This window comes from Paraburkholderia sp. RL17-347-BIC-D (assembly GCF_046027915.1).
Taxonomy (GTDB): domain Bacteria; phylum Pseudomonadota; class Gammaproteobacteria; order Burkholderiales; family Burkholderiaceae; genus Paraburkholderia.
The window spans coordinates 63917-82737 of record NZ_JARESS010000006.1 but is presented as its reverse complement, the minus strand read 5'-3'; the positions used below and the strand labels follow the sequence as shown (position 1 = coordinate 82737).

Here is an 18821-nt window from a genome sequence, read left to right as displayed (position 1 = left end):
ATCAGGTCTGGCTTTTCGCCAATGCGCGATGCGTCAGGTAAAGACGCAAGTCGAATTCGATCTGGTGGTAACCCGGTTGCATGAACTCGCAGAGTCGGTAAAAGGCCTTGTTGTGGTCGCTTTCCTTCAGATGAGCGAGTTCGTGCACCACGATCATTTTCAGAAATTCCGGCGCCGCCGATTTGAACAGCGAGGCGATGCGGATTTCCTTCTTCGCCTTCAGCTTGCCGCCTTGCACGCGGGAAATGCTCGTATGCAGACCTAGTGCGTGGCGTACGACGTCGAGTTTGCTGTCGTAGGTGACCTTGTCGATCTGGTCCGCGCTGCGCAGGTGCTCGCGTTTCAGGTCGGCGCAGTAGGCGTACAGCGCTCTGTCTGTTTGCACGTCGTGCGTGTTGGGATAGCGCGCCGTGAGATAGGAGCCGAGTTGATCTTCGGCGATCAGCTTCTTGACTTTCTCTTGCAGCGCGGGAGGGTAGCCGCTCAGGTATTTCAGGTGGGACATGGTTCTGGTCGGCACCTACTCAAACACCGCGGCGATTGTCTTCGCAATCTTCCCAATACCGAAGCGGATCGCGATGATCCGGGTATTCCTTGTCCAGCCAGTCGGACAGGATCTTCCACTGAGGATGGTTCGGGCCACTGCGCGTATCCCAGAACGAATCCTTCAGGACGCTGTTGTTACGGCCGCGATCCCGCACGACGATCCGGCAGTGGTCGTTCGCCTCGTGGAATTCCGCCTTCAGGTAGTAGCGCGGAAGGATCTGCAATGCGGCGCCCTCCACGATGCGGCCCTGCGCACGAACGACGCTCGCCGATTCGATTCGCAGAACACCGTCCACCGACTTGTCCGCGCGCCAACCCACTGGCAGTCTGACCACGCATTCGTCTTTCCCGACCTTGATCCAGTCCATGCGCCAGATGCGGGCGAGCGCATCGCGCATGGCCGCCGCGTCTTCATAGCCGGGCGGCAGTTCGAACTGGGCCGGCAGCACGACGAGTTCGTTCCCTGTCGGCGTCACGCTGGCGGGATTGTCGAAGGGGTCGTTGCCGAAGGGATTCGAGGACCGGCTGGCCGTGGTGTTGCTGCTGGTCGGCAAATCCCCGAAGAGGCTTTCGGCGGCGCGGCGTGCGCGCTTCGATTTTTCATTGCCCATCATTCTTCTCCGATGGAGTTGGGTTGTTTTGGTGGGAAACGCAAGTTGGTAGACGTCGTCAGCATCGCACGTTGTCGGATGCTTGCGCCGTATCCCTATGGGCCCCCTCACGAGCGCCCTTTTGATCACGGCAATGCTGTCCTCGCCCCAAGGCTGCAGATGCCCGAGGTCAATGCGCGTATGCATGCGTTCAGCCAGCCGCGACACCTGCACGATATAGGTGATCGCATCAATGTCACCGAAATCGAACAGTGAGGCTCGCATCAGAGCCTCCCGGAAACGGGCCATTGCAGAAAAGCGCTCCTGCAATGCGCACGCTGATCGTCGATGGCCTAAGCTAGGCGGTCAAACGTGCGGCAGGTCGTCGATGCATTTTTCGACATGATCGCCGGGGACGTCAGTGTCAATCCCATCGCGGCCGTCGGTGTGGGAGACAGGCACAATTTTTGGCCCCAGAAACCGAGTGCCGCCGAGCGTAAAAAGGGACCAAACAGCGTCTCCCCGGCGGATCGCGGCGACGACTTCGGCCACCTCGACAATCGACGTGGGGGATAACCAGTCACGCGTCGACGGGTCGACGGGAGCCCAGCGCACGTGGGTGATCCTGTCGCTGGCCGGGTTGATGCGAATGGCATCGATAGCAAAAGTAGTCACATTTACCTCCATCACCCTGACAAATGGATTTCGTCATTATGCGCCGCATCTTTTGCGGTGGATCAGGAGGTGAAATCGTGAACGCCTTTATCAGCTCGTGCGGCACCTATCGCTATTGGCTGATGCGTGCTGCCGAATCGTTGTCGCCCGAGAAATCGACCGCGCTATTCGTGATGCTCAATCCGAGCACCGCTGACGCGCAGCTCGACGATCCGACCATTCGCCGATGCCGCGGCTTCGCAAAGCTCTGGGATTGTAATGGCCTGGCAGTCGCCAACCTGTACGCGCTGCGCTCGACAGATCCGGCCGCCCTTTGGTCCCATCCTGATCCGGTCGGCCCCGACAACGACGACTGCCTGTGGACCTTCGCCCGCGAGTACGGCGACGTGGTTTGCGCATGGGGCTCGAATGCCAGGCCCGAGCGGGCCGCTTGTGTCGTCAGCATCATGCGTGATGCCGGCGCGCGCCTGTGGTGTCTTGGCACGACGAAGAACGGCTCGCCGCGCCACCCGCTCTACGTGCGTGCCGATCAGCCGCTGACCGAATGGAGTCCGCAGCAATGGCAGGAAACTAGAACCTAGCCCGTCTCCGGCGTGCTGATCGCGCGACGTGGTCTTTTTCCGCCAGACGGTGGTACAGCACAGCGAATGGATACAGGTAATGCCCTGGAATCCGGCCTAAGGCAAAAAAACTCACACCCTAAGGATTTGTGGCCAAGCCACAAACAGGCCGAAACCCTTGCGGGGACTGCTGGTGCCGGGGACCGGACTTGAACCGGCAAGCCGTTAGGCGGCGGATTTTAAGTCCGCTATGTTTACCAATTTCATCACCCCGGCAGGGGTCGAACCGCGTGTGGACGCGAATTCTACCATTGCCCGCCGGGCGTACCAAACCGCCCAGGCGCCGCCCCGCACACTCCCATTCCACACGCCGCATCGGCAAATACCGGCGTCATCCGTAAGTCACAAACCTTCCCGATAATCCGCTCACGAAAACGTTTACAACCCGAGCGCAAACCCATGATCCCTACGATCAAAGATGTCGCTGCCCACGCCGGCTTCTCCATCGCCACGGTGTCGCGCGCAATCAACGCGCCGCACACCGTCAACCCGGTCACGCTCGACAAGGTGCGTCAGTCCATCGACGCCCTGAACTTCCGCCCCAGCCCGCTCGGGCGGCAATTGCGCGGCGAACGCACGCGCCTGATCGGCGTGATCCTGCCGACGCTCGCCAATCCGGTGTTCGCCGAGTGCCTGCAAGGCATCGACGAACTCGCCTCGGCGCAGGGCTACCGGCTCATGCTGATGACCACGCAGTACGACGCCGACCGCGAACGCCACGCCATCGAAACGCTGCGCGAACACCGCGTGGAAGGCCTGATCCTGACGGTCGCCGATGCCGACACGCACCCGCTGCTCGACGAACTCGACCGCGCGGGACTGCTCTACGTGCTGATGCATAACGACACGGTGCGTCGTCCGTCGGTCTCGGTGGACAATCGTTTGGCCGCCTACGACGGCGTGCGCATGCTGATCGCCCACGGCCATCGCCGCATCCTCATGCTGGCCGGCACGCTGGCCGCGTCCGACCGCGCCCGTCAGCGGCATCTCGGCTATTCACAGGCGATGCAGCAAGCCGGCCTCACGCCGGCGCCCGCGCTCGAGGTCGATTTCAACGCCGAGGAACTGTCGCCCTCGGTGCTCGCCCATCTGACGAGCGGCCCAAACCGCCCCAGCGCCCTCTTCTGCAGCAACGACCTGCTGGCGATGGTGGTCATGCGCGGCCGGCGCCGCGCACGTCTGCAGATTCCCCACGACATGTCGATTCTCGGCTTCGATGGCCTCGCCATGGGCGAACTGCTGTCGCCAGCGCTCGCCAGCATCTGCGCGCCGAATCGCGAAATCGGCTGCGCGGCCTGGCAGCGTTTGCTGGCGCGCGTCACCGGCACTTACGAAGCCTTGAATGAAACGTCGCTCACGCTGACTTTGCCGCACAGCTTGCGCCAGGGCGCCACCATCGCGGCGATTTCGAACCGCAACGACGCAATGCCTGTGCGTGCATCAACATCCGCCGAGCGGCCGTTCGCCTGAAGCGCCACACAAGCGCCATTGGCTAACGCGCGTGCTATGCACCAACGCGTGCCGACATGAAAACGATTAACACGCTGCCCCGCAAGACGACTTTGAGTCACCCACCCCAAAACCCGAACCACCCGCTCGCTTCTTCTCCTGGAGACCCGCAGTGATCCGCTATTCCAAACCATTCGCTTCGCCAATCAAACCGCTCTGGCGCCGCCTCGCGCGCTCCACGGCTGCCGCGCTGTCGGCTGGCATGATGGTCGCCGCCGCGTTCGCCGCAATCGCACCGCAAGCCGCCCGCGCCGACGAAACCGCGATCTGCTACAACTGCCCGCCTGAATGGGCCGACTGGGCGAGCCAGATCAAGGCGATCCAGCAAAAGACCGGCATTCGCGTGCCGTTCGACAACAAGAACTCCGGCCAGTCGATCGCGCAACTGATGGCCGAGCAGAAGAGCCCGGTTGCCGACGTCGTGTATCTCGGCGTCTCGTCGGCCTTCCAGGCGAAGGACAAGGGCGTGATCCAGCCGTACAAGCCCGCGCATTGGGACGACATTCCCGCCAACATGAAAGACCCGCAAGGCTACTGGTTCTCGATCCACTCGGGCACGCTGGGCTTTTTCGTCAACAAGGACGCGCTCGAAGGCAAGCCCGTGCCGCGCTCCTGGGCCGACCTGCTCAAGCCTGAGTACAAAGGCATGATCGGCTACCTCGATCCGTCGAGCGCGTTCGTCGGCTATGCGGGCGCGGTCGCGGTGAATCAGGCGCTCGGCGGCACGCTCGATAACTTCGAGCCGGGCCTCGACTGGTTTCGCAAGCTGAAGGCCAACGCGCCGATCGTGCCGAAGCAGACCGCCTATGCGCGCGTCATGTCCGGTGAAATTCCGATCCTGCTCGACTACGATTTCGACGCCTATCGCGCGAAGTACAAGGATCACGCGAATGTCGAATTCGTGATTCCGAAGGAAGGCACGATCTCCGTGCCGTACGTGATGAGTCTCGTGAAGGGTGCGCCGCACGAAGCGAACGGCAAGAAGGTGCTCGACTTCGTGCTCTCCGACGAAGGCCAGAAGCTGTGGGCCGAAGCCTATCTGCGTCCGGTGCGCGCGAACGCGATGAGCCCGGAAACCGCCGCGAAATTCCTGCCGGCCAGCGACTATGCGCGCGCCAAACCGGTGGACTTCGGCAAGATGGCCGAGAAGCAGTCGAGCTTCGGCGAGCGTTATCTGCAGGTGATGCATTGAACGACGTCACGTTCCCGCTGCGCTGGCGCATCGCGTTGATCGCGCCGGCGCTGGCGGTGTTCATCGCCTTCTGGCTGCTGCCCATGGGCGCGCTCGCCCAGCTGAGCGGCGACGGCCACGCGTTCGCCACCTATCGCGCGATGCTGATGAATCCGCGCTACATGTCGAGCCTCGGCGCGACCGTGCTGTTGTCCGCGGCGGTCACGGCGGCGACGCTGGTGCTCTCGGTGATCGCGGGTCTACTGCTGGCGCGTCGCGAGTTTCCTTTGAAACGCACGCTGCTTGCCTTGCTTACTTTTCCGCTGGCGTTTCCCGGCGTGGTGGTCGGCTTCATGGTCATCATGCTGGCGGGACGCCAGGGGCTGATCGGCGCGCTTTCGCTCAAACTCACGGGCGACCGCTGGGTGTTCGCGTATTCGATGAGCGGCCTTTTTCTCGGCTACCTGTACTTCTCCATTCCGCGCGTGATCGTCACCGTGATGGCCTCGGCGACCAAGCTCGACGCGTCGCTCGAAGAAGCCGCGCGTTCGCTCGGCGCGTCGCCGTGGCGCATCACGCGCGACATCGTGTTGCCCGCGTTGTCGCCCGGGCTGATCGCGGCGGGCGCGGTGTGCTTCGCCACCGCGATGGGCGCGTTCGGCACCGCCTTCACGCTCGCCACCGACATCGACGTGCTGCCAATGACCATCTACACCGAGTTCACCCTCAACGCGAACATGGTGACAGCCGCGGGCCTCTCCATCGTGCTCGGCATCGTGACGTGGGCCGTGCTGGCGTTGGCGCGCAGCGTGAGCGGTTCGGCCGTGGCGGCAAGCGCATGAGCGGCGTTTCAAAACCTGGGGTTTCGCAACCGGATAACGCTCCAATGAATTTCGTCACCGCCTCTCTGCAACCGTCCACCAAGCCGCGCTCACGCTTGCGGATGTGGGATACGAGGACGTGGCTCGCAGCCGGTCAATGGGCCGTCACGCTGCTGCTGTGCGCGTTCCTGATCGTGCCGGTCGTCATGTCGATCATGGCGGGCCTGACCGTCAACTACTTCAAGGGCGTCTCCAGCGGACTCACGCTGCGCTGGCTCGGCGAAGTGTGGACGCAGTATCACGGCTCGGTGTTTCTCTCGCTCGAAGTGGCCGCAGCGACCCTGCTCATCACGCTGCTGACCGGCGTGCCCGCGGGCTACGTGCTCGCGCGCAGCAAGACGCGGCTCTCGCGCATCATCGAAGAGTTTCTGGTGCTGCCGATCGCGCTGCCCGGGCTCGCGTCCGCGCTCGCACTGCTGGTGGTCTACGGCGGCTTCACGATGTTCCGCATGAGCGTGGCGTTCATCGTCGTCGGGCATGTGGTGTTTACACTGCCGTTCATGGTGCGGGCAGTCGCCGCGGTGTGCGCGAGCAGCGATCTGCGCACGCTCGAGGAAGGCGCGGCGAGTCTCGGCGCGAGCTTCCTGCAGCGCTTCGTGACGATCGTGCTGCCGAACGCGCGGCCCGGCATCGTGGCCGGCGCGCTGGCGGTGCTGACGCTTTCGATCGGCGAGTTCAACCTCACGTGGATGCTGCACACGCCCGATACCAAGACGCTGCCGGTCGGTCTCGCCGACACCTACGCGTCGTTGCGCATCGAGATCGGCAGCGCCTATACGATTCTGTTTTTCATCATGACGATGCCTCTGCTCGTCGCCATGCAATGGCTCGGCGTCGATGCGACCGGCCAGCGCAGTGCGGCGAAAAAACGCGCCGCTGCATCTCCTTCGAAGTCCATCACGCCATGAAACTCGCTTCCGTTCCCATCACGCTGACGCAGTGCGCCAAAACGTTTCGCGGCACGCGCGTGCTCGAACCGCTCGACCTGCATATCGACGCCGGCGAAACGCTGGTGCTGCTCGGCCCGTCCGGCTGCGGCAAGACCACGACGCTGCGCATGATAGCGGGTCTGGAAACACCGGATGCCGGCGGCCGCATCGCGTTCGGCGACGACGATGTCACTGCCCTGCCGATCGAAAAGCGCCAGGTCGGCATGGTGTTCCAGAGCTACGCGCTGTTTCCGAATCTGACGGTACGCGGCAACATCGGCTACGGTTTGAAGATCAAACGCGTGCCCACTGAGACGGCGCGGCAACGCGTCGACGAATTGCTCGGCATGATGCGTCTCACCGCTCACGCCGACAAACCGATCGATCAGCTTTCCGGCGGCCAGCGTCAGCGTGTGGCGCTCGCTCGCGCGCTCGCCGTGCAGCCGCGCGTGCTGCTGCTCGACGAACCTTTGACGGCGCTCGACGCCCGTTTGCGCGACGCCTTGCGCAGCGAGATGAACACGCTGCTGCGCGAGTTGGGCATCACGACCGTCTACGTCACGCACGATCAGGCCGAAGCGATGGAACTGGGCGACCGCATCGTCGTGATGAGCGCGGGGCGCATCGAGCAGATCGGCTCGCCGCGTGAGATCTACTACCGCCCCGCCAACCGGACGGTCGCGCAGTTTGTCGGCACGATCAACCGGCTTGCGGGCGAGCGGCGCGACGGCATGCTGACGACCACCGGCGGCGCCGTGCCGCTGCCCGCGGGCTCGACGCACGCGAACTCGGCGCACGAGATTTTCTTCCGCCCGGAAGACGCTTATCTTGCCGATCCGGCTCATGCGCAATTGCGCGGCCACATCGAAAGCACCGCGTTTCTCGGCGAACGCACGCGTCTGACGGTCGGCGGCGCCGCGCCGGATGCGTTGCTGATCGACGTGGCCGGTCGCGTGGAATTGGCGCGCGGCACGCCGGTCGGCATTTCCATCGCGCAGGACGCGCTGATTGCGCTATCGTAATGACGCCGCGCTGTTTCAATGGCGCGCTATAACAAGGACATCCCCATGCTGCTGGCTCAAATTAGCGACCTGCATATCAAACGGCCCGGTGCGCTCGCTTACCGCCGCGTCGACACCGGCGCCTATCTCGCGCGCTGCGTCGCCGCCCTCAATGCGCTCGAACCGCGTCCCGACGCGGTGATCATGACCGGCGACCTCGTCGATCAAGGTGATCCGGAACAGTACGAGCACCTCAAAACACTGCTCGCGCCGCTGGAGATCCCCTATTTCATGCTGGTCGGCAATCACGACGAACGCGCTGCGCTGCGCGCCGCGTTTCCCGATCGCAAGGAATTGGCGAGCGGCGGCGAGTTCGTGCAATACGCGGTCGATGTCGGCCCGCTGCGAATCATTGCGCTCGATTCGATGGTGCCGGGCCAAAGCGCCGGCACGCTGTGCGACGCGCGGCTCGCGTGGCTCGCCTCGCAACTCGACGCGGCCCAAGGCAAACCAACGGTGGTCGCGTTGCATCATCCGCCGTTTGCGTGCGGCATCGGGCACATGGACGATTTGCGGCTCGATCCCACCGCCGCCGACAGACTCGCGGCGTTGATCGCGCGTTATCCGAACGTGGAGCGGGTGATCTGCGGGCATGTGCACCGGCCGATGTTCGTGCGTTTCGGCGGCACGATCGCGTCCGCGGTGCCGGCGCCCGCGCATCAGGTCGCGCTCGATCTGCGCGAGGATGCGCCGTCGGCGTTCATGATGGAACCGCCCGCGTACGCGCTGCATCGCTACGACACGGCGACCGGCATCGTCACGCACCACGCGTATGTGGAAAAAACCGATGGCCCGTATCCGTTCTACGAGCCCGAGGGCGATCTGATCGATTGACGCGCACGGCTCACGCGCCGATAAACGTCTCATGCACGCGCCGGGACGACCTGAAATACGGAATCCCGAGCGCGGCCGCCACGAGAGCCTGAATGAAGCCGTCGTATGGAATGGTGATGTCGACGCCGGCTGCGTGCGTCATGTAATCGCCGAGCAGATATGCACCGGTGCGCAACACGACAATCGCCAGCAGCCACGCCTGGACATGCACGGTAAAACGCGCCGACTTGCGCCACGCAAGCAGCGCCAGCCAGCCGATGCCCGCGACGACGAACACGCCCGTGAGCACGTCGCAGCCCACCATCGCGATCACGGTGCGATACCAGCCGTGCGTTTCGGGCCGCGCGAACACGGCCAGCACTTCCCATTCGAGCATGAGTTTGAGCGGATCGCGCATCGCGATTGCCGTATGGAGCGCCCACGCCGCGAGGCAAATCAGGGCGACGAGCAGCGAGCCGCCGATGCGTCGAGGTTCGTGTTTCGTGATCGAGGTCATGGAGTCGTTCTAGTAGTCGTCGGTCGGTTAAAGGCGCGCCGATTCTACGAACGAAAGCCGAACGACCATCTCATTTTGTCGGCAAGGCATTCTCAAGCGATCGGTGTCCGCCTTGTCGCTCCGCCCGCCGCCGTCAGCACGATCCGCCGTGCTCCGGTATGATCGGCACGCTTGAGGACCGCGCATGGGCCGGTCCGTCGACAGTCCCCTCTCATGTCCACTTCCAACGCGTCCACCCCCGCTTCCGCCGACCGGTCGTTGCGCGGCCTGCTGTTTCTGCTCGCCACCATCGCCGGTGTCTCGGTTGCGAACATCTATTACAACCAGCCGCTGCTCGACGACTTCCGCCAATCATTCCCGCGCAGCGCGTCGTGGGTCGGCGCGGTACCGGCCGTCACGCAACTCGGCTACGCGGCCGGCATGCTGCTGCTTGCGCCGCTCGGCGATCGTTTCGACCGGCGCCGTCTGATCCTGTTGCAGATCGCCGCCATTTGCGTCGCGCTGGTCGTGGCAGCCGCGGCGCCGACGCTGACCGTGCTGATCGTCGCGAGTCTGGCGATCGGCGTGCTCGGCACCATCGCGCAGCAAGCAGTGCCGTTCGCGGCGGAAATCGCGCCGCCGTCCGAACGCGGCCACGCGGTCGGCATGGTGATGAGCGGTTTGCTGCTGGGGATTCTCCTGGCGCGGACGGCCTCGGGCGTGATCGCCGAATATTTCGGCTGGCGCGCGGTCTTCGGCGCGTCCGTGGTCGCGTTGCTGGTGCTGGCGGCCGTCATCATGGCGCGTCTGCCGAAAAGCCAGCCGACGTCGACGCTGCCCTATGGCAAGCTGCTGGTCTCGATGTGGCATCTGATCGTCGAGCTTCGCGAACTGCGCGAAGCTTCGCTCACCGGCGCGGGCCTGTTCGCGGCGTTCAGCATCTTCTGGTCGGTGCTGGCCTTGCTATTGGCGGGCGCGCCGTTTCATCTCGGGCCGCAGGCGGCCGGGCTATTCGGCATCGTCGGCGCGGCCGGCGCGATGGCCGCCCCGCTCGCCGGCAAGTTTTCCGATCGACGCGGACCGCGCGCGATCATCACTCTTTCGATCGTGCTGGTGGCGATTTCGTTCGTCGTATTCGGCGCATCGGCGACGAGCATTGCGGGCCTCGTAGTCGGCGTGATCATTCTCGATATCGGCGTGCAGGCCGCGCAGATTTCCAATCAGTCGCGCATCTACGCACTCAAGCCGGACGCGCGCAGCCGCGTGAACACGGTGTACATGGTGGCGTATTTCATTGGCGGAGCACTCGGCTCCGCCGTCGGCGCAGCGGTCTGGCCGGCGTTTGGATGGATCGGTGTGAGTGTGGCCGGGATCGTATTCGCGGGGCTCTCGGCGTGGAATCATCTAGCGCTTCCCGCGCGCGCGAACAGCTAACGCGGCAGTTGCGCGAAGCGCTTATTTGCTGCTTCGCGCGGACGCGTATTCGTGCAACGCGTCGATTACGCGGTCGAATTCGAACGACTTGTCGTAAAAGTGGCGCACGCCATATTGCTCACAGCGCTCACGATACGCGGGCAACGCGTGATTGGTCAGCACCGCGGCGAACACCTTGTCGATCAATCCTTCACGCTGCAAATAAGCGAGGACCGGCACGCCCGAGCCCTGCTTCAACTGCAAGTCGACGATCACCGCGTCGAAAGATTCGTCGCTCAACAGGGCGATAGCCTGATCCGCGGAATCCGCGTATGCGGCGACTTTCAGCAGGCCGGAGGCGTCGATCGTTTCCACGAGACTTCTGCGGATCAGCGGCGAATCCTCGATCAGCAACACACGCAACGGCGTGTGTTGGGCTGGCTCGGCAACAGGGTTCGATTCGCTGTTCATCGGAATATCTCGATCGTCCATTATTCGATCAAGCCGTTCTTGATCGCGTAATAAGTCAGATCGGCATTGTTCGCCAACCGCATTTTCTCCAGCACGCGAGCCCGGTAAGTGCTCACCGTCTTCACGGACAAATGCAATTCCTCCGCGATCTCGGTGGGAATCTGCCCCGCCGCGAGCTTGCAGAAAATCTGGAATTCGCGCTCGGAGAGCGCTTCGTGCGGACGCCCCGCGGCCGGCTTGTCGAGATTGTCGGCGAGCGTGTCGGCGACCGCCTCGGAGAGATAGCGATGCCCGCGCGCCACCGCGCGAATCGCCCGCACGATCTCCTCGGGCTCGCAGTCCTTGTTCAGATAACCATTCGCGCCCGCGCGCAGCAAATTGATCGCGTACTGACTCTCCGGGTAGCCCGACAGAATCAGCACGCCCTGTTCAGGGCGCACCTGCTTGATCACGCGCAAGGTGTCGATGCCGTTCTTGTCCGGCATCGCGATGTCGAGCAGCACCACGTCGAAGGCCTGTTCGCGCACGAGGCTGATGGTTTCGTCGCCGGTGGCCGCTTCGGCCGCGACGCACATATCCGGCTCGTCAGCGACGAACTGTCTGAAGCCACCTCGGACGATCGCATGGTCGTCAGCTATCAACACTCGAATCATCGGTTTAGGTGTCCGTGCAATGGAATCGCTCCAAAGCAGACATTGTAATGATCTCCGGCATGGCGTCTGCCGGATTTGGAAAACCGGGCGGCGCATGCCGGCGCGGGAAACTTCCAGACCTACCCGCGTCCGCTGCGCCGTCCGCCGCGCTGCCTGAGCCGGCTAAGCGGGCCGTGATGTACGGAGCCGCCGCTCGCCGTTTTGTTACGGTCCTTCTGCAGGGTCTTCGCTTCTACGTTTTTTTGCGCCGCCGCTTACTCACGGCCAGCCAGCAAATCCGCCATATCGTCGGCATGCTCCTCTTCGACGGCGAGAATATCTTCGAACATACGACGCGTGGTCACGTCCTTCTCGCCGAGATAGCGAATGATCTCGCGGTACGTGTCGATCGCAATCCGCTCGGCGATCAGGTTCTCCTTGATCATGTCCGTGAGATTGTCGCCTTCCTTGTATTCCGAATGCGAGCGCGTCTTCAAACCGTCCGGCGCGAAATCCGGCTCGCCGCCGAGTTGCACGATCCGCTCGGCAATGCTGTCGGCGTGTTGCTGTTCCTCTGCGGCATGTTGGGCGAACTCCGCCGCCACGGCCTCGGAGTTGATGCCCTTCGCCATGAAGTGGTGCCGCTTGTAGCGCAGCACGCAGACGATTTCGGTGGCCAGAGCGTCGTTGCACAGCTTCAGCACCGTCTCGCGATCCGCGCCATAGGTTTGCGTGACCGGACCGTCGGACATGTGCTTGCGTGCGTCTTCGCGGATCTTTTTAAGGTCCATCACGAACGGATCGCGAGATTGAGATGCCGCGCCCTGGGCGCCAGGTGATTTCGACATTGAATTTCTCCTTTATCCGGTATTGGGGGAACTGCGCATCACGCACGAATCGCGCCTGATGCGCCGGCACAAGGGATCATTGCTGCGAATGACCACCCGTCTACGTTCGGAATACGCCGAGCAGCAGCGTAACCACGAATACGACGAGGAAAATGTAGAACAGGATCTTTGCAATTTCGGCCGCACCCGCCGCGATGCCGGTAAAGCCGAACACGGCGGCGATGATCGCAATCACGAAAAAGACAATGGCATAGTGAAGCATGGCGACTCTCCTTCTTGTTGTATCTGCGTGGCATTGGCGTACGACGTCGACTGGCGAACCGTTCTCGAAGCTTCGAAGGCGCGGCTCGCGACTTCCTCATTTGAGCAGCGCTAATCGACGATCTTTTTCGTCACTACGAACCCCAGCACGAGGAACACCACGCACAGAATCACAAACACGATGAACAGGAACTTCGCGATCGCCGCCGCGCCCGCCGCTACACCGGTAAAGCCGAGAAGACCGGCGATCACCGCGATGACGGCGAAGAACAACGCCCATTTCAGCATGATGGCTTCCTCCCGAAACATTGATTGAACGATCAGGTCCATCCTATCGATCAGCGACGCGAGGCGCATTCCGACGCACGCCGGTTTTCGTGTGAGAATCCGCTTACATTGGATTACGGCAGCGTTACGGTGAGCGTGTCCACCACACCACCGCCGCGTGCTGCGCCGCGACGGCCGCGCGAGAGCGGCACCGTCGCCGAACGCGGCGGACGTTACACTGATGCCCCATCAGAGGAGCCGAATGTGCCAAATGTGCAGAACGTGCCGGACGCGGGCAATCCTGGGGCCGCCACCCGGCTGAGCGACTGGATGCGCAATCGCAGCTGGGCGATCGCCATGACGGTGGCGATCGTGATTACCGTGGGCGGCCTCGTGATTCTCGAGACCGCGCGCCAGCGCATTGCCGCCGAGTACGAGACCGCGCTCGAAGCGCGCGACGTCACCGTGCAACTGAGCACGCTCGCAAGCCAGTTATCGCGCCTAAGCGCCCAGCAAAGCGATTTTCTTCTGACGAAGCAGGACGCCGCCGCGCACGAGTTCTGTGCGACCGCCGTGCGCATCCGCCAGAGCGAACAGCAGTTGAACCGCTTCTACCGCGGCGGCAAAGCCGACAGCGCCGAGCTCGCCAGCTTCACGCAGATTCTTGGACTGATCGAGGCGCGTATCGGCGCGGGCGCGTCCGCGCTGCAGCGTGCGGCGCCGCATCCGCTCGATCTGTCCGCCTGTGGCAGCGCGAGCGAGGCCAGTCCGGCCGACGCGTCGCTGGTGGACAGCACGCTCTCGCTGCTGCGCGACAACGAGGAACGCCGCGCGCAACACGCGCTGGCCGCGAGCCGCGGCGATCAGCGCATCTCCACGCTGTGCGCAGCGGGCCTCTCGGCGCTGAACATCGTGCTGTTCATTCTGCTGTTTCGCAATCTCGGCATTCAGATCGATCGTCAGGCACGCGTGCAGCGTCAATTGATCACACAACAGGAAGGCCTCGACCAGCTCGTCAACGAACGCACCCGGCAGCTCGAAGCGCTCGGCTGGCACTTGCAGGCGGTCAGCGAAAACGAGAAAACCCAGCTCGCGCGCGAGCTGCACGACGAACTCGGCGCGATTCTGACGGCGAGCAAAATGGACGTGGCGTGGGCCAACCGCAAGCTGAAGGACAGCGAGCCGGACATCTCCGAGAAACTCAAGCGGGCACTCGCCAATCTCGACCAGGGCATTGCGCTCAAGCGCCGCATCATCGAAGACATGCGGCCTACGGTGCTGGCCAACTTCGGGCTCGTCACCGCCTTGCGCACGCTCGCCGACGAAGCCGCGCAGCGCAACAACTGGACGCTCGAACTGCATCTGCCCGCCGACGACATCAAGCTCGACGAGCAAACGGAGATCGCGCTGTTCCGCGTCGCGCAGGAGTCGCTCACGAACGCCGCCAAGTACGCGCGAGCGTCGAAGGTATCGATCGCCTTGCAGGTCGGCGACGGCCAGGTGGCGCTGCATATCGCCGATAACGGCGTCGGCATCATGCCGGCCGATCTGAAGCGCACGCACACGCACGGGCTGCTGGGCATGCGCCAGCGGGTCGCCGCGCATGGTGGGCGCTTCGATATCCGGCGCGGCGTGCCGAACGGCACCGACATCCACGTGGAGATGCCGAGCGTCAGCACCGCGACGCCCTCGATCGATCTGCCGCCGGCGACGCCTTCGCGCACCTCCGTCTAGGACGGGCTTGCGGCACGCTGCCGGCAGGCTTGTAGGAGTGCACCGACGCAAACACCGGAGCACGCCTACAAGAAAATCGCAGCCCAGCCGACAGCGCCGCCCCCGCCCTTTTTTTACCATGCAATCAGACCGGATCGACTGGCGTAAGCCCCGGTCGGACGACAGCTAGCTCAGCTGGCGCGTGCCGTACAACATGGGCACGTCAACCAATGCATTCTCGACAAGGAGAACTTTCATGAATCGACTGATCGCTTTGCTTCTCATTGCAGGGACAGCTGCGCTCGCCGGTTGCAACACGATGGCGGGGGCTGGGCAGGATATTTCGAAGGGTGGCGACGCCATCACGAACTCGGCTGAAAAGGCCAAGTAAGCAGCGTAAAAAACCAAGCAGACGCCGGACGCTTTGCTGCGCCTGGATTGCAGGATTGTGAGAGCCCGTCGCGGGAAACCGTGGCGGGTTTTTTTGTGCGCTCGCTTTGGCGTTTCTTCTTGGTTTCCTCGCGGGAGTTTGCTGAAGCCGCGGGTCTTTGTCTGAGCTACGGTTGATTGCCAAAGCCGCATCTGTTTGCCAAAGCCGCAAACAAAACGGCGACCCACTCGCGTGGATCGCCGCCCCGTCCTCCCCAGGACTTGCCGCCTATTGAGTGCGCTTTTGTTAGCGCGGCTGTTCGCGCTTCCGTCAGCCCTTATTGCCCGTTCAGCGTATTCGTCAATTCGACGCTCGGCGTTTGCGTGTTGCCGTTCTGCGCGACCAGCAGATGGATCTGACCCGGCACGAGCTGGCTCAGCGCACCGGCGATCGGCACCGACGTCACCAGCCAGTCGGCATTGTTCGACAACGTGAAGGCCGGCGACTGGAAGATCGGCGTCTTGCTGCCCGCCGCGGTCGCGATCAGCACGTAGGTGCCGCCGGACACGTAGATCGAATCCTGGCCGCTCGCCGGCACCGCGTTCTTGAAGGCCACACCGGCCATCGTCGGCGAGACGTTGGCGATGTCGGTGGAAGTGGACTGGACCAGATACAGGTCGAGGTTGGTCGCGTTCGCCGACGCGTTGAAGCCGCGCAGACGCGCGCTATTCGAGAGCAGACCCTTGTCGAACGGATCGTCGATCAGGCCGATGTCCGGCGCAGCCAAACCCGGCAATGCGAGCACGGTATATTCGTGGCCCTTCGCGACATCGGGAAAGCTGCCGCTCGCGAGCGCCGTCGTCGTACCGGTCGCCGAGTAAGCGACCGTGGTCGCGCCCGTGTTGATATTGGTGAGGTTCGTCACACCTTTATAGCTGATGTTCGTCTGTCCCGAGGGCGCAGTGCCATTCACGAGAAAGTCGACTGCCGGGCCGCTGGGAATCGCATGGATGAAATGGATCTCCGGATTGGTCAGCCCGAGCTCCTTGCCTACGTCGTCAGAACCGCCACCGCACGCGCTTAGAACGGATGCAACGGCAGCCATCGCCACCATGGTTCGGATCAGTTTCATTATGTTCACCTTTATTGATTTGTCGGGCTCGCGGCCCATTGATTTTGCGGACGTCCCGCTTCGCACAACACGCCGTCCGGCACCTTGTTCGTTGGTCATACGAACGGTTCAGGCCAGCTCTGCGAAATGAGCACCCCTCCTATCCCTGCTGCACATCGCGCCACTTTTCCGAACGGCGCGGTCCGTGTCGATGGACGTTCGCTTCGAGCAATGCGTGTGCCGCGGGCTTCGATATGGCTGGTGGCGGCTGAAGAATGTCTTACGGAGCAACGAGTTGCGAGGATTAGAATTTTTCCTCGGAGGGATGGCACGCCGGGCGGTGTATTGTTCGTGCGCGCCCAATACTTACATGGTCCTCCGCATGTCTTACCAACACTTACTCGCCGAACTCGACCTCGGCTTCACTCGCTTGCGCAACCGCGTGGTGATGGGTTCGATGCACACCGGCATGGAGGACCGCTTCTGGAATTACCCGAAGCTGGCCGCGTATTTCCGCGAGCGCGCGAAGGGCGGCGTCGGCCTGATCGTCACCGGCGGCATCTCGCCGAATCGCGAGGGTTGGCTGTTGCCGTTCGGCGGCACGCTGAATTCCGTGCTTGATCTGCGCAATCACCGGAAGTTGACCGAGGCCGTGCATGCCGAAGGCGGCAAGATCGCGCTACAGATCCTGCATGCGGGCCGCTATGGCTATCAACCGTTCGTCGTATCCGCGTCCGCGATCAAATCGCCGATCTCGAAGTTCAAGCCGCGCGCGCTGAGCATCGCCGGCATTGCGAAGACCGTGCGCGACTACGCGCGCTGCGCGCGCCTCGCTCAACGCGCGGGCTATGACGGCATCGAGATCATGGGCAGCGAAGGCTATCTGCTCAACCAGTTCCTCTGCCCGCGCACCAATCGGCGCACCGACGCCTACGGCGGCAGCATCGAAAACCGGATGCGGCTCGCGCGCGAGATCGTCGAGCGGGTGCGCGCGGTGTGCGGCGAACGCTTTATCGTCGTGTACCGGATCTCGCTGATCGATCTGGTGGAAGGTGGCAATACGTGGGACGAAACCGTACAGGTCGCCCAGGCGCTGGAAGCCGCCGGCGTGACGATGTTCAACACCGGCATCGGCTGGCACGAAGCGCGGGTACCGACCATCGTGACCTCGGTGCCGCGCGCCGCCTTCGCCACGCTGAGCGCGCGATTGAAGGCCGCGGTCAAGGTGCCGGTGATCGTGTCGAACCGCATCAATACGCCCGACGTCGCCGAAGCACTGCTCGCACAGGGCGCTGGCGATCTGGTATCGATGGCGCGGCCGCTCTTGGCCGATCCCGAGTTCGTCGTGAAGACGGCCGAAGGACGCACGCATGAAATCAACACCTGTATCGCCTGTAATCAGGCCTGTCTCGATCACACGTTCAAGAACCAGCGCGCGACGTGCCTCGTCAATCCGCGCGCGGGGTGCGAAACCGAACTGATCTACCGGCCGGTCGCCGGAACGCGGGCCGCGCGTTCGATCGCGGTCGTCGGCGCGGGTCCGGCGGGATTGTCTGCGGCGACGGTGGCGGCCGCGCGTGGGCATCGCGTGACACTGTTCGATGCGAGCGCAACGATCGGCGGCCAGTTCAATCTGGCGATGCGCGTGCCGGGCAAGGAAGAGTTCAGCGAGACGATCCGCTATTTTCAGAGCCAGTTGCAGCGACACCGCGTCGACGTGCGCCTCGACACGCGCGTCGATCCCGCGCTGCTCGCCGCCGGCGCTTACGACGACGTGATCATCGCCACCGGCATCGTGCCGCGGCGGCCGGCGATTGCCGGCATCGACGGGCCGAACGTGCTGTCTTATGTCGACGTGCTGCGCGGCGCGCCGGTCGGCCAGCGCGTCGCCGTGATCGGCGCGGGCGGCATCGGCTTCGACGTCAGCGAGTTTCTGCTGCATCGCGCGGGCGAGCCGCTGCCGATGCCCCGTGACGCGTGGCTCGACGAATGGGGTGTCGATCTGGCCGTGCGGGAACGCGGTGGCCTCAAGCCGCCCGCGCCGACCCAGCCGCCGCGGCAAATCTGGCTATTGCAGCGCAAGGCCGGCAAGCTTGGTATGGGACTCGGCAAGACTTCCGGCTGGGTGCATCGCGCGACGTTGGCGAGAAACGGTGTGAAGATGCTCGACGGTGTGTCGTATCGGGAGATCAGCGCGCGCGGCTTGAAGATCGCGCGTAAAGGCGTCGAGGAATGGCTGGAAGTGGACACGATCGTCGTGTGCGCGGGCCAGGAATCGCTGCGCGATCTGCATCCGCAGACGGCAGCGGACGCGAAGGTGAGAAAGGCGGATCAGGGTAACGGTCCGCGCTATCACGTGATCGGCGGTGCGAAGGTAGCGACCGAACTGGACGCAAAGCGCGCGATTCGCGAAGGCGCGGAAGTGGCGGCGGCGCTGTAACAGG

At 63.5% G+C, this 18821-nt stretch carries 21 protein-coding genes and 1 tRNA gene; 11 read left to right on the top strand and 11 right to left on the bottom strand.

Features of this window, described 5'->3' with window-relative positions; genetic code table 11:
• Nucleotide 1: 1 nt before the first annotated feature.
• The 3 genes from P0D96_RS10670 to P0D96_RS10660 are packed head-to-tail and all read right to left on the bottom strand — an operon-like array spanning nt 2 to nt 1811.
• Nucleotides 2-505, bottom strand: a complete 504-nt coding sequence (locus P0D96_RS10670) for a M48 metallopeptidase family protein (protein ID WP_408313348.1) — start codon at nt 503-505, stop codon at nt 2-4.
• 19 nt (nt 506-524) lie between these two features.
• Entirely contained in the window at nt 525-1466 is a 942-nt protein-coding gene (locus P0D96_RS10665; protein ID WP_408313346.1) for a hypothetical protein, read from the bottom strand.
• Between the two features lie 36 nt (nt 1467-1502).
• Complete coding sequence (locus P0D96_RS10660) at nt 1503-1811, bottom strand: hypothetical protein (RefSeq protein WP_132373785.1); 309 nt, start codon at nt 1809-1811, stop codon at nt 1503-1505.
• 77 nt (nt 1812-1888) lie between these two features.
• On the opposite strand from P0D96_RS10660, the gene P0D96_RS10655 reads away from it, so the two are divergent.
• Complete coding sequence (locus tag P0D96_RS10655) at nt 1889-2392, top strand: DUF1643 domain-containing protein (RefSeq protein ID WP_408282991.1); 504 nt, start codon at nt 1889-1891, stop codon at nt 2390-2392.
• A gap of 170 nt (nt 2393-2562) precedes the next feature.
• On the opposite strand, the gene P0D96_RS10650 is transcribed toward P0D96_RS10655, so the two are convergent.
• Nucleotides 2563-2647: transfer RNA gene (locus P0D96_RS10650), tRNA-Leu, on the bottom strand.
• Nucleotides 2648-2830: 183 nt separating this feature from the next.
• Here P0D96_RS10650 and P0D96_RS10645 point away from each other — a divergent pair.
• The 6 genes from P0D96_RS10645 (at nt 2831) to P0D96_RS10620 (ending at nt 8816) form a co-directional block, all read left to right on the top strand.
• Nucleotides 2831-3901 (top strand): LacI family DNA-binding transcriptional regulator, encoded by a 1071-nt coding sequence (locus P0D96_RS10645; protein ID WP_408313344.1) that lies wholly within the window; start codon nt 2831-2833, stop codon nt 3899-3901.
• A gap of 241 nt (nt 3902-4142) precedes the next feature.
• Nucleotides 4143-5132, top strand: a complete 990-nt coding sequence (locus P0D96_RS10640; protein ID WP_408180125.1) for an ABC transporter substrate-binding protein — start codon at nt 4143-4145, stop codon at nt 5130-5132.
• A complete protein-coding gene (locus tag P0D96_RS10635; RefSeq protein WP_408180121.1) occupies nt 5129-5953 on the top strand; it encodes an ABC transporter permease in 825 nt (274 codons plus the stop codon). The genes P0D96_RS10640 and P0D96_RS10635 overlap by 4 nt, the downstream gene beginning before the upstream one ends.
• A 44-nt stretch (nt 5954-5997) precedes the next feature.
• Nucleotides 5998-6900 carry an ABC transporter permease gene (locus P0D96_RS10630; protein WP_408313342.1) on the top strand — a complete coding sequence of 301 codons (903 nt, stop codon included), beginning with the start codon at nt 5998-6000 and terminating at the stop codon, nt 6898-6900.
• Complete coding sequence (locus P0D96_RS10625) at nt 6897-7943, top strand: ABC transporter ATP-binding protein (RefSeq protein WP_408180120.1); 1047 nt, start codon at nt 6897-6899, stop codon at nt 7941-7943. The genes P0D96_RS10630 and P0D96_RS10625 overlap by 4 nt, the downstream gene beginning before the upstream one ends.
• A gap of 45 nt (nt 7944-7988) precedes the next feature.
• Entirely contained in the window at nt 7989-8816 is an 828-nt protein-coding gene (locus P0D96_RS10620) for a phosphodiesterase (RefSeq protein ID WP_408180119.1), read from the top strand.
• 10 nt (nt 8817-8826) lie between these two features.
• Here the strand turns inward: P0D96_RS10620 and P0D96_RS10615 are convergent, their stop codons facing one another.
• Nucleotides 8827-9312: a DUF2569 domain-containing protein gene (locus P0D96_RS10615; RefSeq protein ID WP_408180118.1), complete on the bottom strand. Its 486-nt coding sequence runs from the start codon at nt 9310-9312 to the stop codon at nt 8827-8829.
• 213 nt (nt 9313-9525) lie between these two features.
• On the opposite strand from P0D96_RS10615, the gene P0D96_RS10610 reads away from it, so the two are divergent.
• Entirely contained in the window at nt 9526-10725 is a 1200-nt protein-coding gene (locus P0D96_RS10610; protein ID WP_408290311.1) for an MFS transporter, read from the top strand.
• A 21-nt stretch (nt 10726-10746) separates the two neighbouring features.
• On the opposite strand, the gene P0D96_RS10605 is transcribed toward P0D96_RS10610, so the two are convergent.
• The 5 genes from P0D96_RS10605 to P0D96_RS10585 form a co-directional block, all read right to left on the bottom strand.
• A complete protein-coding gene (locus tag P0D96_RS10605) occupies nt 10747-11175 on the bottom strand; it encodes a response regulator (RefSeq protein ID WP_408180116.1) in 429 nt (142 codons plus the stop codon).
• Between the two features lie 20 nt (nt 11176-11195).
• A complete protein-coding gene (locus P0D96_RS10600) occupies nt 11196-11828 on the bottom strand; it encodes a response regulator (protein WP_408290308.1) in 633 nt (210 codons plus the stop codon).
• Between the two features lie 254 nt (nt 11829-12082).
• The gene (locus P0D96_RS10595; protein ID WP_132373773.1) at nt 12083-12655 is read right to left on the bottom strand and encodes a ferritin-like domain-containing protein; all 573 of its coding nucleotides are present in this window, start codon (nt 12653-12655) and stop codon (nt 12083-12085) included.
• A gap of 100 nt (nt 12656-12755) precedes the next feature.
• Nucleotides 12756-12917, bottom strand: a complete 162-nt coding sequence (locus tag P0D96_RS10590) for a DUF1328 domain-containing protein (protein WP_006052455.1) — start codon at nt 12915-12917, stop codon at nt 12756-12758.
• Nucleotides 12918-13027: 110 nt separating this feature from the next.
• The gene (locus tag P0D96_RS10585; protein WP_132373772.1) at nt 13028-13204 is read right to left on the bottom strand and encodes a DUF1328 domain-containing protein; all 177 of its coding nucleotides are present in this window, start codon (nt 13202-13204) and stop codon (nt 13028-13030) included.
• A 243-nt stretch (nt 13205-13447) separates the two neighbouring features.
• On the opposite strand from P0D96_RS10585, the gene P0D96_RS10580 reads away from it, so the two are divergent.
• Both P0D96_RS10580 and P0D96_RS10575 read left to right on the top strand, forming a co-directional pair.
• Nucleotides 13448-14917, top strand: coding sequence for a sensor histidine kinase (locus P0D96_RS10580; RefSeq protein ID WP_408180115.1), 1470 nt, complete (start codon nt 13448-13450; stop codon nt 14915-14917).
• Nucleotides 14918-15152: 235 nt separating this feature from the next.
• Complete coding sequence (locus P0D96_RS10575; protein ID WP_091792786.1) at nt 15153-15287, top strand: entericidin A/B family lipoprotein; 135 nt, start codon at nt 15153-15155, stop codon at nt 15285-15287.
• A 316-nt stretch (nt 15288-15603) separates the two neighbouring features.
• Here the strand turns inward: P0D96_RS10575 and P0D96_RS10570 are convergent, their stop codons facing one another.
• Nucleotides 15604-16398 carry a DUF4397 domain-containing protein gene (locus tag P0D96_RS10570; protein WP_132373770.1) on the bottom strand — a complete coding sequence of 265 codons (795 nt, stop codon included), beginning with the start codon at nt 16396-16398 and terminating at the stop codon, nt 15604-15606.
• 361 nt (nt 16399-16759) lie between these two features.
• On the opposite strand from P0D96_RS10570, the gene P0D96_RS10565 reads away from it, so the two are divergent.
• Nucleotides 16760-18817 carry an oxidoreductase gene (locus P0D96_RS10565; RefSeq protein WP_408313340.1) on the top strand — a complete coding sequence of 686 codons (2058 nt, stop codon included), beginning with the start codon at nt 16760-16762 and terminating at the stop codon, nt 18815-18817.
• The last annotated feature ends 4 nt before the right edge of the window (nt 18818-18821 follow it).

Coding starts and splice junctions, on each gene's coding strand:
- P0D96_RS10630 (WP_408313342.1), top strand. CDS start 5,998: ATGAATTTCGTCACCGCCTCTCTGCAACCGTCCACCAAGCCGCGCTCA.
- P0D96_RS10620 (WP_408180119.1), top strand. CDS start 7,989: ATGCTGCTGGCTCAAATTAGCGACCTGCATATCAAACGGCCCGGTGCG.
- P0D96_RS10595 (WP_132373773.1), bottom strand. CDS start 12,655: ATGTCGAAATCACCTGGCGCCCAGGGCGCGGCATCTCAATCTCGCGAT.
- P0D96_RS10615 (WP_408180118.1), bottom strand. CDS start 9,312: ATGACCTCGATCACGAAACACGAACCTCGACGCATCGGCGGCTCGCTG.
- P0D96_RS10605 (WP_408180116.1), bottom strand. CDS start 11,175: ATGAACAGCGAATCGAACCCTGTTGCCGAGCCAGCCCAACACACGCCG.
- P0D96_RS10570 (WP_132373770.1), bottom strand. CDS start 16,398: ATGAAACTGATCCGAACCATGGTGGCGATGGCTGCCGTTGCATCCGTT.
- P0D96_RS10610 (WP_408290311.1), top strand. CDS start 9,526: ATGTCCACTTCCAACGCGTCCACCCCCGCTTCCGCCGACCGGTCGTTG.
- P0D96_RS10585 (WP_132373772.1), bottom strand. CDS start 13,204: ATGCTGAAATGGGCGTTGTTCTTCGCCGTCATCGCGGTGATCGCCGGT.
- P0D96_RS10575 (WP_091792786.1), top strand. CDS start 15,153: ATGAATCGACTGATCGCTTTGCTTCTCATTGCAGGGACAGCTGCGCTC.
- P0D96_RS10590 (WP_006052455.1), bottom strand. CDS start 12,917: ATGCTTCACTATGCCATTGTCTTTTTCGTGATTGCGATCATCGCCGCC.
- P0D96_RS10625 (WP_408180120.1), top strand. CDS start 6,897: ATGAAACTCGCTTCCGTTCCCATCACGCTGACGCAGTGCGCCAAAACG.
- P0D96_RS10600 (WP_408290308.1), bottom strand. CDS start 11,828: ATGATTCGAGTGTTGATAGCTGACGACCATGCGATCGTCCGAGGTGGC.
- P0D96_RS10640 (WP_408180125.1), top strand. CDS start 4,143: ATGATGGTCGCCGCCGCGTTCGCCGCAATCGCACCGCAAGCCGCCCGC.
- P0D96_RS10565 (WP_408313340.1), top strand. CDS start 16,760: ATGTCTTACCAACACTTACTCGCCGAACTCGACCTCGGCTTCACTCGC.
- P0D96_RS10645 (WP_408313344.1), top strand. CDS start 2,831: ATGATCCCTACGATCAAAGATGTCGCTGCCCACGCCGGCTTCTCCATC.
- P0D96_RS10670 (WP_408313348.1), bottom strand. CDS start 505: ATGTCCCACCTGAAATACCTGAGCGGCTACCCTCCCGCGCTGCAAGAG.